This window comes from Nonomuraea sp. NPDC049714, assembly GCF_044465295.1.
In the GTDB taxonomy this organism is placed as follows: Bacteria; Actinomycetota; Actinomycetes; order Streptosporangiales; family Streptosporangiaceae; genus Nonomuraea.
Genome location: NZ_JBITLM010000008.1, coordinates 414,088 through 427,894, shown reverse-complemented (window position 1 = coordinate 427,894; position 13,807 = coordinate 414,088). Strand labels below are relative to the sequence as shown.

Genomic DNA, 13,807 nt, shown 5'->3' with positions numbered 1-13,807 from the left:
AGTGACACGGGTCAGTATTCGGCGAGGACGATCACCGAGTCCCGCTCTCCCAGGACGATCGGGTCCGTCTTGTTGGGGTTCAGGACGATGCCGTAGTGCGGCGGATCGTTGCGCGCGGTGGCGTCGCGATAGCCGATGGCCGTCTCGCCCTGGCGCCGCGCCGACTCCACGACCGTGGAGAACGACACCCGCGTGCCCGGCTTCACGTAGCCGGCGGCGGGGCGTGGGTAGATCTCCGAGCCGCGTGAGTCGAAGAGGTAGCCGAACACGTCCGCCAGATGCCGGTTCTCGGCGAGCTGGGCCAGGAGCAGGCCGATGACGGTGTCGCTGATCACGATGTCGTCGGCCTCGGTGACCTCCGCCAGGGCGCGGTTGTTCTCGTCGTGCATCTCGCTGACGATCGAGTAGTGCTCGCCCAGCACGCGCTGCATGTCGCGTAACTGCAGCAGCGTCATGAGCGTGCGCGTGTCGGCGTGATGGGTCTCGAAGCGGTCGTCGGACAGCACGATGACGTGCTGGAAGAGGCCGACGCCGAGCGACTCCAGGGCGAACCTGTCGGTGGTGTCGCAGTCCTTGACGTTCACGACGAGGTTGCGCAGCCCGGCGAGGTTCGCTCCGGCCTTGGGGTGGTCGGTGGAGATCTCCAGGATCGAGCCGGGGGCGACATAGCCGTCGAGGTAGCGGACGATCTGCTCGGCCCGGCCGTTCCAGTTGAGCAGCAGCGTGCGCTCCGGTTCGGTGGACGTCTTCCCGGCCACGACGATGGCGGACTCGTCCAGGGACGGCTCGCCCGCCGCCAGGCGGACGTGCGAGTCGTCGTGCGCGATGACGATGACCTGGTCGTCGGCGTTGATGACGGTGTCCATGGCCGGGTTGAGCACGACGCCGGACGGCCGGCGCAGGCCGATCACGGAGGCGGTCTGGTAACCGTGCAGCGCATCCCCGTAGGTGACTCCCACGAGTTTCTTCGGGGTGCGCAGGTAGATCTCGCCGCCGTCGAAGTTCAGCAGGTCCATGCAGACGACGGACATGCCCGACTGACGGGAGGACTGCACGATGAGCCGCGAGGCGGTGTCGTCGGAGTCGACCAGGTGCACGTCCGGGCCGCCGGCCAGACGGGCGGCGGCGGCGTTGCGGCTGGAGGTGAGGGCGGCCACCACGGGCGGGTGGACGCCGTCGCGTTTGGCCAGCGCGAGCAGGGTCTTGATGACGTGCGCGTCCGGGTCCTCGCCCTCGGGCGAGAGCACGACGACGGAGTGGGCCGCCGCCAGGTTCAGCAGCGCGAGGTCGTGCGGCTCGGTGGGCCGTCCGGTGCGGCAGACCAGCCGGGTCCTGCCGAGGTCGCCGACGTGCTCGCGGATGTCCTCCTCCATGGCCAGCTTGTCACGATCGGCCAGGACCGCGATGACCGAGCCCTTCTGACTGGCCTTCGCCTTGACCAGCTCGGCCACGATCGTGAACACCTGGTCGGACCAGCCGAGCACCACCGTGTGCCCGGACTCCACGATCCGCGACCGTCCCCTGCGCAGGCGGTCCACCTTGTGCTTCAGGCCGTTCGCCAGCAGGCCGACGAGCATGCTCACGATGAAGAGCCCGCCCAGCGAGCCGGCGAACATCACGATCATGTACGCCACGGAACCCTTGTCGCTGGCCACCTTGCCCGGGGTGAGCGCGTGCATGAGCGCGATCCAGAGCACTTCCCCCGCGTGGGTCACGCCCTCGGGCTCGCCGGGCGCCAGCCACAGCGTGAGCGCCGTCACCACGACGATCAAACCCAGCGACGCCATCGCCAGCCAGCCGATCAGCGACGCGGTGCCCCTGGACATCGTGTTGTCGAACCAGTAACGCACCCGCTCGCCGAACGTGACCTTCGACACTTCCTCGATACCTCCGCGTAAGGAGTGATCTGACCCGACAGCACACCGCCTCGGGTGATCTTATGTCCGTCCGGTGACAGTTTTTCCCCATCGTTCAGCCGACGGACCACGGAGAATCCTGGAACTCAGGGAACGGTGATGGCACGCTTGAGAATTTTGCCGGTCGGGGTGACCGGCAGTTCGTCGGCGAAGGAGATGTGCCGGGGATACTTGTAGGCGGCCACCCGCTCCTTGACGAAGGCGCGCAGCTCGTCGGCCTCGACCGCCCCCCGCAGCGACACCACGGCGGCGATCTCCTCCCCGAGCTCCGGGTGGGGGACCCCGATGACCGCCGCCTGCCGCACGGCGGGATGCTCGTACAGCACCTCCTCCACCTCGCGCGGATAGACCGTGTACCCACCCCGGATGATCACGTCGCGGCGGCGGTCGACCAGGAAGAAGAAGCCGTCGCCGTCCACCCTGCCGAGGTCGCCGGTGTGGAACCAGCCGTCACGGATGGCCTCGGCGGTCGCGGCCGGGTTGTTCCAGTAGCCCTTCATCACGTTCGGTCCCCGGATGACGATCTCGCCGATCTCGCCGCACGGCACCTCGCTCCCGGCGTCGTCCACCACCCGCATCTCGATGCCCCTGACCGGCCAGCCGATCGAGCCCGCCCGGCGGCCGTGGCCGCTGCGGTTGGTGGCGGCCAGCGCCGAGGTCTCGCTCAGGCCGTACCCCTCCACGATCGAGCAGCCGAAGCGCACCTCGAAGGCCCGCAGCACGTCCAGCGGCAGCGGCGCGCCGCCGGAGACGCACACGCGCAGCAGCGACAGGTCCGAGGCGCCCGGATGGTCCAGCAGCGCGATGTACATGGTCGGGACGCCCTGGAAGACCGTGACCCCGTCGCGCCGCATGACCTCCAGCGCCCGGCAGGCGTCGAAGCGGCGCATCAGCGTGAGCCGCGCGCCCGCGTGCACGGTGGCGTTGAGCGAGCAGGTCTGCCCGAAGGAGTGGTAGAGCGGCAGCGCGCCGAGGACCACGTCGTCCACGCCGAGCGCGTGCATGCGGGCCACGGTCGCGGCGTTGCCGCCGAGGTTGCCGTGGGTCAGCTCGATGCCCTTGGCCCGGCCGGTCGTGCCGGCGGTGTAGTGGATGACCGCCGTGTCGCCGTCGGCCCTCGGGGTGATCCCGTCCTCGGCGGGCAGACCGCGCAGCAGCCGGCGGAACTCGTCGGGGACCACGAAGAAGCAGTCGGTACGGGTGCCGGCCGTCCCCGCCTCGGCGACCTCCGCGAAGGCGTGCCAGGCGATCAGCAGCCTGGCACCGCAATCCCCGACGTACGAGGCGATCTCGCGCTTCCTCAGCAGCGGATCGATCGGCACCACCACGGCCCCGATCCGCAGCACCCCGTAGTAGACGGCGGCGAACTCGGGGACGTTCGGCAGCATGACCGCCACCCGGTCGCCGACGCCGATGCCACGCCGGATGAGGAGTGTCGCCACTCGTGCCGCCATCAGCTCCAGCGCGTTGTAGGTGAGCACCGATTCGTCCAGCGTGATGACCGCCCGCTCGCCGAGTCGCTCGGCGGAGGAGTGGAGCCGGTCGGCGAGGTTCATGGCAATGACCGTACGTCCGGCATCCCCCGGTCCTCATTGGTCACGGTGGCCAGTCTTTTCCGCTGCTCATTGTGCCGGGAGGCAGTGAGTCCTGCAGCGCGATGGCCACGAGCAGCTCGACGAGGTCGTTGATCCGGCGCAGGCTGCGCCCGGTGCGCTCCTGGATGCGGCGCAGCCGGTACTGGGCCGTGTTGGGGTGGATCTGCAGCCGCTCCGCGGCGGTGCGCAGGTTCAGGTCGGCGGCGGCGAAGGCGCGGATGGTGGCGGTGAGCACGCCGCCGCGCGCCCGGTCCTCGTCCAGCAGCGCGGTGATCCGGGGGTCGACCAGGTGGCGGGCGGTGTCGTCGGCGCGCAGCGCCAGATACTGGAAAGGCGTGATCCTGGGCAGTGCGGCCACGCCGCCGTCCTCCGGCAGGAAGTCCAGCACCGCGCGGGCCTCCTGGTAGGCCTGCGGGATCAGGGCGAGATCCGCGCTGACCGTGCTGATGCCCATGGCCAGCACGATCCCTTCGGCCAGCAGGGTCTCGCGCAGCGCCTGCAGCCGGTCGCACAGCTCGCCGGGGTCGCCGCCCTGGCCGAGGACGGGAACGGCGACGATCTCCGACTGCCGCACCACCGACAGCGTCCGCGCGCCGTGACCGCCGGTCCTGGCGATCGCCGCGCAGGCCGCGTGCCGGGCGTCGGCTCCCCGGTCGGGCCCCCTGGGCACCGCGCCGCGCAGCCCGAGCACGACCGCGACGACCACGAGCACCGAGGTGCGCGAGTCCGGCGCGAGCCCGTGCGCCTGCGCGGCGGCACGCTGCGGCCCGCGCGTCGGCAGCGCTCCGGCCAGCAGCGTCTCCAGCAGGTCCCGGCTCTCCCGCACGGCCTCGGCGGCCGCGTACTGCTGGAATTCCATGTACGCGTTCGCGGCGTGCGTGCTGGCGAAGTCGCAGTAGCGCATCAGCGGCGCGGCCAGCGAGAGCGCGGCCTCGTGCCCGGCGGACGAGTGGCCGGCCCGGATGAGCACCGACTCCCAGAAGACCTGCTGGCCCACGCGGAAAGCGTTGATGTAGTCGGCCAGGGCCAGCCCGGCGCGGGCCCGGCGCATGGCCGCCCGGCGGGTGAAGGCGATGTCGTCCAGCGTCACCGTCCGCTCTTCGAGCAGCACGGCGAGCTTGCTGCGGTAGTGGCGGGCCACCTGGTCGCGCACGTCGGTCAGGAACGCCTCCTCCTGGGCGGCGTAGGCGGGGATCTCGGCTCGCATCGTGGCCACCGCCGTGGCCGCCAGGGCGTCGAGGTCCGCGAGCAACTCGGAGAGGATCCGCACGCGTTCAGCACGCACCGGCTCCGCACCAGTGAACGTTTCCATGCTGAAACCACGGGACATGTCCGGGATGATCCCCGCCGGTAGCGGACAGGTCAACGGCTTGTAACCGGTCCGAGACAGATGCTGTGCTCGGCGGACAACCTTCGTGTCACATGTTGGGTGACCGTACCCAATGCGGCCGGTGACGGCCGGATCCTACGCTGACCCCAACTTCAGAACATTCTTCCGCTCGCAGCGCCCCAGGAGGCCGGATGCTGGAAGTACACGATCTCACCGTCCGTTTCGGAGGCATCACCGCGCTCGACGGCGTCGGGTTCTCCGTGGCGCGCGGTGAGATGGTGGGGCTCATCGGACCGAACGGCGCCGGCAAGACCACCCTGTTCAACTGCCTGACCCGGCGCTACACCGCCGACGAGGGAACCGTCCGGTACGAGGGCGAGAACCTGCTGGCCGTGGCGCCGCACGCCATCACGGCGCTCGGCATCGCCAGGACCTTCCAGAACCTCGTACTGTTCCCGCGCATCTCCGTACGTGACAACGTGCTGGTCGGCGCGCACCACCGCGGCCGGTCCGGGTTCCTCACCGCGGCCCTGCGCCTGCCGGGCGTCGGCCGGGAGGAGCGGAAGTTGCGCGCCGAGGCGGACGCCATGCTCGCCCGCCTGTCGCTGACCGAGGTCGCCGGCCACCCGGCAGCCGGGCTGCCGTTCGGCACGCTCAAACGGGTGGAGCTGGCCAGGGCGCTGATCGGGCGGCCCCGGCTGCTGCTGCTCGACGAGCCGGTCAACGGGCTCAACTCCGCCGAGGTGGCGGAGTTCGCCGGGACGTTGCGCGCCCTGCGCGACGAGCTCGACCTGACCGTGGTCGTGGTCGAGCACCACATGGGCTTCGTCATGAGCACCTGCGAGCGGATCGTCTGCCTGGACTTCGGCAAGAAGATCGCCGAAGGGCCCCCCGCCGAGGTCCAGCGCGATCCCGGCGTCATCGAGGCCTACCTGGGGACGGCGGTATGAACGAGCTGGTGGTGCAGGACCTGTACGCCGGATACGGGGGCGCGCAGGTCCTGCACGGGGTGAGCTTCACGGTCGGCGAGGGTGAGATCGGCGCCATCCTCGGCCCGAACGGGGCGGGCAAGACGACCCTGCTGCGCGCGCTGTCCGGCATGGTGAAGGGGCGCGGCAGCGTCCGGCTCGACGGCGTCGAGCTGCTCGGCAGCTCGCCGGACACGCTGGCCAGGCAGGGTGTGGCGCACGTCCCCGAAGGGCGGGGCACGTTCATGCCGCTGACCGTCGAGGAGAACCTGCGCCTGGGGGCGTATGTACGGCGCGCCGGCGTGGAGGCCGACCTGGACCGGATCTACGGCTACTTCCCCGCCCTGAAACCCCGGCTCAAGCAGGCGGCGGGCAGCCTCAGCGGCGGCGAGCAGCAGATGCTCGCCCTCGGCCGGGCGCTCATGCTGCGGCCCCGGCTGCTCCTGCTCGACGAGCCGTCGCTCGGCCTGGCCCCGCTGGTCACCCGGGAGCTGTTCCGCATCGTGCGGGCCATCAACGAACAGGAGCGCACCACCGTGGTCGTCGTCGAGCAGAACGCTCATCTCGCCCTCGGCATCGCCCAGCAGGCGCATGTCCTGGAAACCGGCAGGATCGTGCTGTCGGGCACCGCGGCGCAGATCAGGGCGGACGAGCAGGTCGCCCAGTCCTATCTCGGATACCGGGTTTAGGCATGGCCGGATTCCTGCAGCAGATCGTCGTCGGGCTCGGCGCGGGCGCGATCTACGCCAGCCTCGCCCTGGCCCTCGTGCTGATCTACCAGTTCACCGGGATCGTCAACTTCGCCCAGGGCGAGCTGGCCATGTTCTCCGCCTACGTCGCCTGGCAGTTCACGGCCGTCGGGGTGCCGTTCTGGCTGGCGCTGGTGCTGGCGCTGGCGGTGTCGTTCGCCGGCGGGATGCTCATCGAACGCGTGATCATCCGTCCGGTGGAGGGCGCCCCCGAGCTGACCGTGGTGATCGTCACCGTGGGGCTGTTCATCTTCGTCAACGCCGCGGCGGGGTGGATCTGGTCGTTCCTCATCAAGGACTTCCCCAACCCGTTCCCGAGCGGCGCGATCGAGGCGGGCGGGCTGACCATCGGCTTCTCCACGCTCGGCGTGTTCGTGGTCGTCGGGGTGGTGATGGGGCTGCTGTACCTGCTCTTCCAGCACACCAAGATCGGCCTCGGGATGCGGGCGGTGTCGGCCAACCCCGACTCGGCCCGGCTCGTCGGCATCAGGGTCGGCTGGACGCTGGCGCTCGGCTGGGGGCTGGCCGCCACGGTCGGCGCGGTCTCCGGGGTGCTGGTGGCCCCGCTGCTGTTCCTGGAGCCGAACATGATGGGCGGCGTCCTGATCTACGCCTTCGCCGCGGCCACGCTCGGCGGCTTCGACAGCCCCATCGGGGCGGTGGCGGGCGGCCTGATCGTCGGCGTCGCGGAGACCCTGGCCGGGGCGTACGTGAGCGCCATCGGGCCCGACCTCAAGGTGGGGGTGCCGTTGATCATCATCCTCGGCGTCCTGCTGCTGCGGCCCCAGGGCCTGTTCGGGCGAGCGGTGGTGGAGCGGGCATGAACGAATCGACAGCGAGCGACGCGGCGGCGAGCGACGCGGCGGCGGGCGGTTCGCCGGCGGATGGTTCGGCGGCGGGCGGGAGCGTCGTGACGCGGGCTCGGGCGTGGGCGTGGGCGGGGGCGGCGCGCCGGCGCTGGGTGGTCGCGGGGCTGCTGCTGGCGGCGGCGCTGTACGCGCCCTTCCAGCTCGTCCCGTTCCACGTCTTCCAGCTCACCATGGTGCTGGTCTACGCGGTGGCACTGCTCGGGCTGAACGTGCTGGTCGGGCACGCCGGGCAGATCTCCCTCGGGCACGGCGCCTTCTTCGCCGTCGGGGCCTACGCCGCCGCCATCCTGCTGGACCGGTGGGACGTGCCCCACCTGGTGACGCTGCCGATCGCGGCCGGGGTGGCGTTCCTGCTCGGCCTGGCGCTCGGCCTGCCCGCCATGCGGCTGCGCGGGCTCTATCTGGCCCTCGTCACCCTGGCCATCGCGATCTTCCTGGTGCCGCTGCTCAAGCGGTTCGAGGAGGTGACCGGCGGGTCCATGGGGCTGACGCTCCCCAAGCCGGCGCCACCGGCCTGGACCGGCCTGGCCGAGGACCAGTGGCTGTACTTCCTGGCCCTGGCCGTGGCCCTGATCGCGTTCGGCCTGGCGGCCGGGCTGCTGCGGTCGCGGGTGGGGCGCGCCCTGCACGCCATCCGCGACAACGAGGCCGCGGCCGAGGTCATGGGCGTGCGGCTGTCGTACTACAAGACGCTCGCCTTCGCCTGGAGCGCGATGTTCGCCGGTGCGGCGGGCTGCGTCTACACCTGGGTGATCGGGTTCGTCTCACCGGACTCGTTCGTGGTCACCCTCTCGATCACCCTGCTGGCCGGCATCGTGGTCGGCGGTCTCGGGTCGCAGGCCGGCCCACTGTTCGGCGCGCTGTTCGTGATGTTCGTGCCGAGCATCTCCCAGGACATCAACAAGGCCGCGCCCGGCGTCATCTTCGGCCTGCTGATCATCGCGGTGATGTACGTCGCTCCGACCGGTCTCGCCGGGCTGGCAGGCCGCGCGGCTGGTTCGCTCAAGAAGACCCTCCGGAAGGGGTAAAAGGGATGCGTTTATCTGCGATCGGCCGTACGGCCGTGACGGCGACCCTGCTGATCGCCGCGGCGGCCTGCGGGGGGCGGGAGAGCGGCGGCGGCACACAGTCCACGGCGGCCGCGGGCGAGTGCCAGGGGCAGCAGACCACCGGCATCACGGACACGAGCATCAAGCTCGGCGGCATCTATCCGCTGTCGGGGCCCGCGTCCGCGTACGGCGACATACCCAAGGGCATCAAGGCCTACTTCGACTACGTCAACGCCGAGCAGAACGGCATCGACGGGCGCAAGGTCGAGTTCGTCGTCCGTGACGACGGCTACCAGCCGCCCAAGGCGGTCGAGGAGGCGCGCAGGCTGGTCGAGCAGGAGCAGGTGTTCGCGCTCTTCCAGACGCTGGGCACGCCGTCGACCACGGCGACCTGGGACTACGCCAACCAGCGGAAGGTGCCGCAGATCTTCGTCGCCACCGGCGCCTCCAAGTGGGGCCTGGACGCGGCGCACCCGTGGACCATCGGCTGGCAGCCCAACTACATCTCCGAGGCCCGCGTCTACGCGCAGTACCTCAAGACGGAGAAGCCCACGGCCAAGGTCGCCGTCCTCTACCAGAACGACGACTTCGGCAAGGACCTCCTCGGCGGCTTCAAGAACGCCATCGCGGGCACCGAGATCACCATCGCCGCCGAGCAGAGCTACGAGGTCTCCGACCCCAGCGTGGACCCGCAGATGCGCAACCTGGCCGGGTCGAAGGCCGATGTGTTCCTCAACATCACCACGCCGAAGTTCGGCTCGCAGGCGCTGGCCGCCGACGCCAAGAACACGAAGTGGAACCCGCTGCACATCGTCAACAACGTCGCCGCCTCCGTCACCGTGCTCAAGCCGGTCGGCTTCGAGAACGTGCAGGGTGTCGTCTCCTCCTCCTACTACAAGGACCCGCTCGATCCCGCCTGGGAGAACGACGCGGAGATGAAGCTCTACAAGCAGAAGATGCAGCAGTACGCGCCCGGCGCCGACCCCGACATCCCCTATCACACCTTCGGCTGGGCGGTGGCGAGCAGCTTCCACAAGGCGATGGCCGCGGCCAAGTGCCCGACGCGCGAGGGGCTGCGCGACTCGGTGCGCGACCTGAAGGGCGTCAAGGTCGACATGCTGCTGCCGGGCGTGCTGCTGGACACCGCCCAGGGTGACGGCTTCCCGATCGAGTCGATGCAGCTGATGGAGTTCAAGGGCGAGCGGTGGGAGGTCTTCGGCGAGGTGATCGACACCCGCAAGGAGTTCGGCCCGCTCACCGGCTGACCGGGCGCGTCAGCCCGCTACGAGCCCGCTACGAGCCCGCTATGAGCCCGCCACGGGCTCGTAGCGGGTGAGCACGGCCTGGGAGTCGAGGCGGCGGGTGTCGGTGAGACGCAGGGCGAGGCGGTCCTGCGGGTGCGGGAACAGCTGCCTGCCGCCGCCGAGCACGACCGGGTGCACCACGATGTGCCACTCGTCCACCAGGCCGAGCCGGGTGAGCGAGGACATCAGCTTCGAGCCGCCGGTGAGCAGGATGTCCTTGCCCGGCCGCTCCTTGAGCGCGGTGATCTCGTCGGCCACGTTCTCGCGGATCAGCTGGGCGTCCCACTCGGCCTTCTCCAGAGTGCTGGACACGACGACCTTCGGGGTCGCCCGCCAGATGGGCGCGAACTTGAGGTCGTGCGGGTCCTGGGAGATCGACTCGGCGTCCGGCCAGTAGGCGGACATCATCTCCCAGACCGTGCGGCCGTAGAGGAAGGTGTCGGCTGTGTCGACGAGCGTGTGGGAGTAGGCCGACAGCTCGGGGCCCATGCTCGCCCAGTCGAACTCGCCCTGCGGGCCCTCGATGTAGCCGTCGACCGAGGCGTGGACGTAGTGAATGATCTTACGCATGGCGTGCTCCTGATGGGTGTTCCGTTGCCTTTCGCGAGTGGGTCGGAGCCGCCGGCGCGTTCTCTACACGTACGCGGAAGATTTTCGGGAAAGCGGTGAGCGGTCCCCGTGGGGACCGCTCACCAGGGCTGTCAGCTGCGGGCGCCGGCCGCCGGGGCGCCCTTGCGGGCGGGGGCGGCGTCGGCCCGGTCGGGGATGGACCGGAGGTTGAAGGCGTACCTGGCCGTGGAGTCGGCGATGGCGTCGGAGTTCACGTCCAGCGCGGTCGCGTTCACGTTCGTGATCGTGTCGCACGCCTGGTGGTAGCAGGCGTCGTAGGCCGCGCCCGCCGTGCCGCCGAACAGCGCGGCCTCCTCCGCCGTCTTGATGCCCTCGGCGCCGGTGAAGATGCCGCCCGACGGGATGCCGATGGCGATGAACGGCCCGTAGTCGGAGCGGCCGTCGAAGTCGGTGCCGATGGTGGGCAGGTCACGCTTGCCGAAGAACGTCGCCAGCTGCTGCTCGATCTGCGCCGATCCGGGCGGGCCGGCGGCTGCGCCGGTGGCGTCGGAGTCGTCGCCGTCGTAGAGCATGTAGGCGTAGTTGGGCGAGGCGACCATGTCGAAGTTCAGATAGAGCCTGATGCGGTCGCGCTCGGCCTGGCCGAGCTTCTCCACATACTGGTCGGAGCCCAGCAGGCCGATCTCCTCGGCGGCCCAGAAGGCGAAGCGGACCTTGTTCTTCACCGGGAAGTGCTTCAGCTGCAGGGCGGTCTCCAGGATGGCGGCGCTGCCCGAGGCGTTGTCGTTGATGCCGGGACCGGCGGGGACGCTGTCGAGGTGGGCGCCGACCATGACGACGTTGCGCGGGTCACCGGAGCGGGTCTCGGCGATCACGTTGTCGTCGGTGCCGAGCACCAGGGCCGAGTCGACCTTGAGCCGGACGGACGTGCCCGGCGTGGCGGCGAGCTCGTTGCCGACGAAGAAGTCGGCGTAGACCATCGGGATCGCGGCCCGCCATTCGCCGATGTCCAGCGGGTTGGCCTCGGTCCGGTCCGGCTGGCCCTCGTTGAAGACGATGATCCCGCTCGCGCCGGCGATCCCGGCGTTGCGCACCTTGTTGGCGAAGGGACAGGTGCCGCGCTGGATGAGCGCGATGTTGCCCGCCTGGAAGCCCTCGAAGTCGGACTGCTCGCAGCCGCTGGTGGAGGAGGAGACGGGAGTGGGCGGCAGGGTCAGGTCGACGCCCTGGACCGGCGCGGTCACGTCGCCCGCCGGGGAGGGCTGGAAGGTGTAGAAGTCCTGGTTCGGGACGTACGTCTTGGCGCCCGCGGTCAGGGTGGGCGGGGTGTTCTCGCTCCAGCTCTCCACGAAGTTGATCGGCTGGAGGGTTACTTTGTACCCGGCTTTGCGCAGCTTGCCGGCCACGTAGTCACGGGAGGCCTCGTAGCCGGGCGTGCCGGCCGCGCGGTTGCCCCCGTTGGCCGTGGCGATGGCCTGGAAGGCCTCCAGATGCTTGCTGACATTCGTGCCCTTGACCTTCTTCACGAGCAGTTTGGCGGCTGCTTCGTCGACGATTCCGGCGTTGGCCGGAGGCGTGAAAGCGAAGGGGAGGGCGAGCGCCGTGACCAGTGCGACGGTACGTATGGCGCTTTTTCCGAAACGAAGGTTCATTTCGCACTTCCCGTGGGACAGCTTGAAGCGGTCGTGCGCCTGGATGCGCGGTGCCACCTCGACGGATGGCTTGAAAAGGACCTGCACGGCATTTATTCCCCCGAATGCGTGCCTAAGGGAAGCTAATACCGTCAGGTACCCGTGAAAAGACCCACTCAGCCCATGGTGTGTGCCAGATTTGGGACAATCTCGCAGTTGACCTTTTCGCGATAAGTGTTTATAAACGCCGCTAAAGCGGACCGCGCCGCCAGGGCCCCCGGATGGCGTACGTGCGGCCCGGCGGATCCAGCGAGGCGGTGCTGCCGAGCTGGTTGACGAACAGGACCGAGCCGTCCGGGCTGAAGCAGGCCCCCGCGAACTCGCTGTCGTCGGCGATGTTCACCGCGAACTCGAACGGCCGGCCACCGCGCGGGTCCAGCCCGATCAGCCGGTTGACGTTGGCCAGGCCCGGAGCCAGCGGATGCGGGTCGGCGTCGGCCGAGGAGGCGTCGTCCTCGCACAGCACGATGCCGCCGCGCGGGGTGAAGGTGAGGTTGTCGGGCGAGTCGAGCTCCTTGCGCCCCGGAGACTCGTACACCAGCACCAGCGTGCCGCCGTTGTTCCGACTGGGCAGATACTGCCAGACCTGGCCGTACCCCTCCACATAGCCGTCAGCGCCCGGCGCGTCGCCGCTCTTGACGTCACCGCCGCTGGTGGAGTTGAAGAACACCGCGCCGTCGCCCCACCAGCAGCCCTCCAGCCGGTTGAACTTGGCGCCGCCCTTGGCGAGCCCCTGCTGGGTGCACGTCGGGGCGCCGCCCTCCAGATCCGGGTCCGGGTCGTCGATCCGCACCCACTCGACCGGCAGCCGGGCCCCCATCCGCTGGCCCTCGCGGCAGTCGTAGCCGTCCACATCCCTGATCTTGAGCATCTCCAGCACGCCCCCGGCCGACAGCTGCCGGGGGTCGTGCGGGCGGAACCGGTAGAACCCGTCGGGCTTGCCCGAGTCGTCCTCGGTCTCGTACACGTACCCGGTGCGCGGGTCGACGGCGACGGCCTCGTGGGAGAAGCGGCCCATCGCGGTGAGCGGCATCGAGGCGGCCGGCCTGCCCGGCACCGGGCCGCGCAGCGGCACCTCGAAGATGTAGCCGTGCTTGCGCTGCCAGCCGTCCGCCGGGCCGGCGGTCGTCTCCTCGCAGGTCAGCCAGCCGCGCTGGTGCAGCATCCGGCCGCCGGCGCAGTTGATGATCGTGCCGTTGAGGCTGACGAAGTGCCGCAGCACCTCGCCGTCGCGCAGGTCCACCTCCAGGGTGGTGGTGCCGCCGACGCCCAGCTCGTCGTACCTCTCGGAGCCCGGCACGTGCACGCGCCCCTCGGCGGTCCCCGGCGGCGTGCGGACCTCGTGGTTGCGGATGAGCCGCACGGTGTGGCGGTGGGTGCCGGGGAAGGCGGCCATGCCGTCGTGCGCGATCGGAGTCGGCACGCCGTCGGACATCGGGGTGCCGGTGCGGCCGAGCACGACGTAGGAGAAGCCGGCGGGCAGGGCGAGCAGCTCCTCCCCGGTGTTCCCGGCCGGTACGCGGTGCAGCGGGCCGTAGCCGGCTCCTCCGGCCTCCCGGCCCGCTTGCGCCCAGGCGGCGTGGGCGGACAGGGTCTCGATGGCGACGCCGCTGGCCAGCGCGCCACTGGCGGTGGCAAGGAAGGATCGGCGATCGAGCGCACTCATGGGGTCCCCTCACGGTCGCGGATCACCACACGGTAAACGCACAATGCGCCGTCAAATAGACCCAATCGGGCGCGGTCCACCGCATAACCTGAAGGTCCGA

At 70.1% G+C, this 13,807-nt stretch carries 11 protein-coding genes; 5 read left to right on the top strand and 6 right to left on the bottom strand.

Annotated features, from left to right (window positions below):
- Nucleotides 1–11: 11 nt before the first annotated feature.
- From ACIBQX_RS30720 to ACIBQX_RS30710, 3 genes are all read right to left on the bottom strand, one after another.
- Nucleotides 12–1,877: a potassium transporter TrkA gene (locus tag ACIBQX_RS30720; RefSeq protein ID WP_397010558.1), complete on the bottom strand. Its 1,866-nt coding sequence runs from the start codon at nt 1,875–1,877 to the stop codon at nt 12–14.
- A 125-nt stretch (nt 1,878–2,002) separates the two neighbouring features.
- Entirely contained in the window at nt 2,003–3,472 is a 1,470-nt protein-coding gene (locus tag ACIBQX_RS30715) for a long-chain fatty acid--CoA ligase (RefSeq protein WP_397010557.1), read from the bottom strand.
- Nucleotides 3,473–3,512: 40 nt separating this feature from the next.
- Nucleotides 3,513–4,823, bottom strand: coding sequence for a PucR family transcriptional regulator (locus ACIBQX_RS30710; RefSeq protein ID WP_397010555.1), 1,311 nt, complete (start codon nt 4,821–4,823; stop codon nt 3,513–3,515).
- 209 nt (nt 4,824–5,032) lie between these two features.
- On the opposite strand from ACIBQX_RS30710, the gene ACIBQX_RS30705 reads away from it, so the two are divergent.
- The 5 genes from ACIBQX_RS30705 to ACIBQX_RS30685 are packed head-to-tail and all read left to right on the top strand — an operon-like array spanning nt 5,033 to nt 9,741.
- Nucleotides 5,033–5,791 (top strand): ABC transporter ATP-binding protein, encoded by a 759-nt coding sequence (locus tag ACIBQX_RS30705; protein ID WP_397010553.1) that lies wholly within the window; start codon nt 5,033–5,035, stop codon nt 5,789–5,791.
- A complete protein-coding gene (locus ACIBQX_RS30700) occupies nt 5,788–6,498 on the top strand; it encodes an ABC transporter ATP-binding protein (protein ID WP_397010551.1) in 711 nt (236 codons plus the stop codon). Before ACIBQX_RS30705 ends, ACIBQX_RS30700 begins: the two co-directional genes overlap by 4 nt.
- Nucleotides 6,499–6,500: 2 nt before the next feature.
- Nucleotides 6,501–7,382: a branched-chain amino acid ABC transporter permease gene (locus ACIBQX_RS30695; RefSeq protein ID WP_397010549.1), complete on the top strand. Its 882-nt coding sequence runs from the start codon at nt 6,501–6,503 to the stop codon at nt 7,380–7,382.
- Nucleotides 7,379–8,455 (top strand): branched-chain amino acid ABC transporter permease, encoded by a 1,077-nt coding sequence (locus tag ACIBQX_RS30690; RefSeq protein WP_397010547.1) that lies wholly within the window; start codon nt 7,379–7,381, stop codon nt 8,453–8,455. The genes ACIBQX_RS30695 and ACIBQX_RS30690 overlap by 4 nt, the downstream gene beginning before the upstream one ends.
- A 5-nt stretch (nt 8,456–8,460) precedes the next feature.
- Complete coding sequence (locus ACIBQX_RS30685; protein ID WP_397010545.1) at nt 8,461–9,741, top strand: ABC transporter substrate-binding protein; 1,281 nt, start codon at nt 8,461–8,463, stop codon at nt 9,739–9,741.
- Between the two features lie 39 nt (nt 9,742–9,780).
- On the opposite strand, the gene ACIBQX_RS30680 is transcribed toward ACIBQX_RS30685, so the two are convergent.
- The 3 genes from ACIBQX_RS30680 to ACIBQX_RS30670 all read right to left on the bottom strand — a co-directional run bounded on the left by ACIBQX_RS30680 (nt 9,781) and on the right by ACIBQX_RS30670 (nt 13,707).
- Nucleotides 9,781–10,350: a dihydrofolate reductase family protein gene (locus ACIBQX_RS30680; RefSeq protein ID WP_397010543.1), complete on the bottom strand. Its 570-nt coding sequence runs from the start codon at nt 10,348–10,350 to the stop codon at nt 9,781–9,783.
- Nucleotides 10,351–10,481: 131 nt separating this feature from the next.
- On the bottom strand, nt 10,482–12,002 hold the full coding sequence (locus ACIBQX_RS30675; protein ID WP_397010541.1) for a M28 family metallopeptidase: 1,521 nt from the start codon (nt 12,000–12,002) through the stop codon (nt 10,482–10,484).
- 229 nt (nt 12,003–12,231) lie between these two features.
- A complete protein-coding gene (locus ACIBQX_RS30670; protein ID WP_397010539.1) occupies nt 12,232–13,707 on the bottom strand; it encodes an alkaline phosphatase PhoX in 1,476 nt (491 codons plus the stop codon).
- Nucleotides 13,708–13,807 lie beyond the last annotated feature (100 nt).

Coding starts and splice junctions, on each gene's coding strand:
- ACIBQX_RS30680 (WP_397010543.1), bottom strand. CDS start 10,350: ATGCGTAAGATCATTCACTACGTCCACGCCTCGGTCGACGGCTACATC.
- ACIBQX_RS30710 (WP_397010555.1), bottom strand. CDS start 4,823: ATGGAAACGTTCACTGGTGCGGAGCCGGTGCGTGCTGAACGCGTGCGG.
- ACIBQX_RS30715 (WP_397010557.1), bottom strand. CDS start 3,472: ATGAACCTCGCCGACCGGCTCCACTCCTCCGCCGAGCGACTCGGCGAG.
- ACIBQX_RS30695 (WP_397010549.1), top strand. CDS start 6,501: ATGGCCGGATTCCTGCAGCAGATCGTCGTCGGGCTCGGCGCGGGCGCG.
- ACIBQX_RS30705 (WP_397010553.1), top strand. CDS start 5,033: ATGCTGGAAGTACACGATCTCACCGTCCGTTTCGGAGGCATCACCGCG.
- ACIBQX_RS30675 (WP_397010541.1), bottom strand. CDS start 12,002: ATGAACCTTCGTTTCGGAAAAAGCGCCATACGTACCGTCGCACTGGTC.
- ACIBQX_RS30700 (WP_397010551.1), top strand. CDS start 5,788: ATGAACGAGCTGGTGGTGCAGGACCTGTACGCCGGATACGGGGGCGCG.
- ACIBQX_RS30690 (WP_397010547.1), top strand. CDS start 7,379: ATGAACGAATCGACAGCGAGCGACGCGGCGGCGAGCGACGCGGCGGCG.
- ACIBQX_RS30685 (WP_397010545.1), top strand. CDS start 8,461: ATGCGTTTATCTGCGATCGGCCGTACGGCCGTGACGGCGACCCTGCTG.
- ACIBQX_RS30670 (WP_397010539.1), bottom strand. CDS start 13,707: ATGAGTGCGCTCGATCGCCGATCCTTCCTTGCCACCGCCAGTGGCGCG.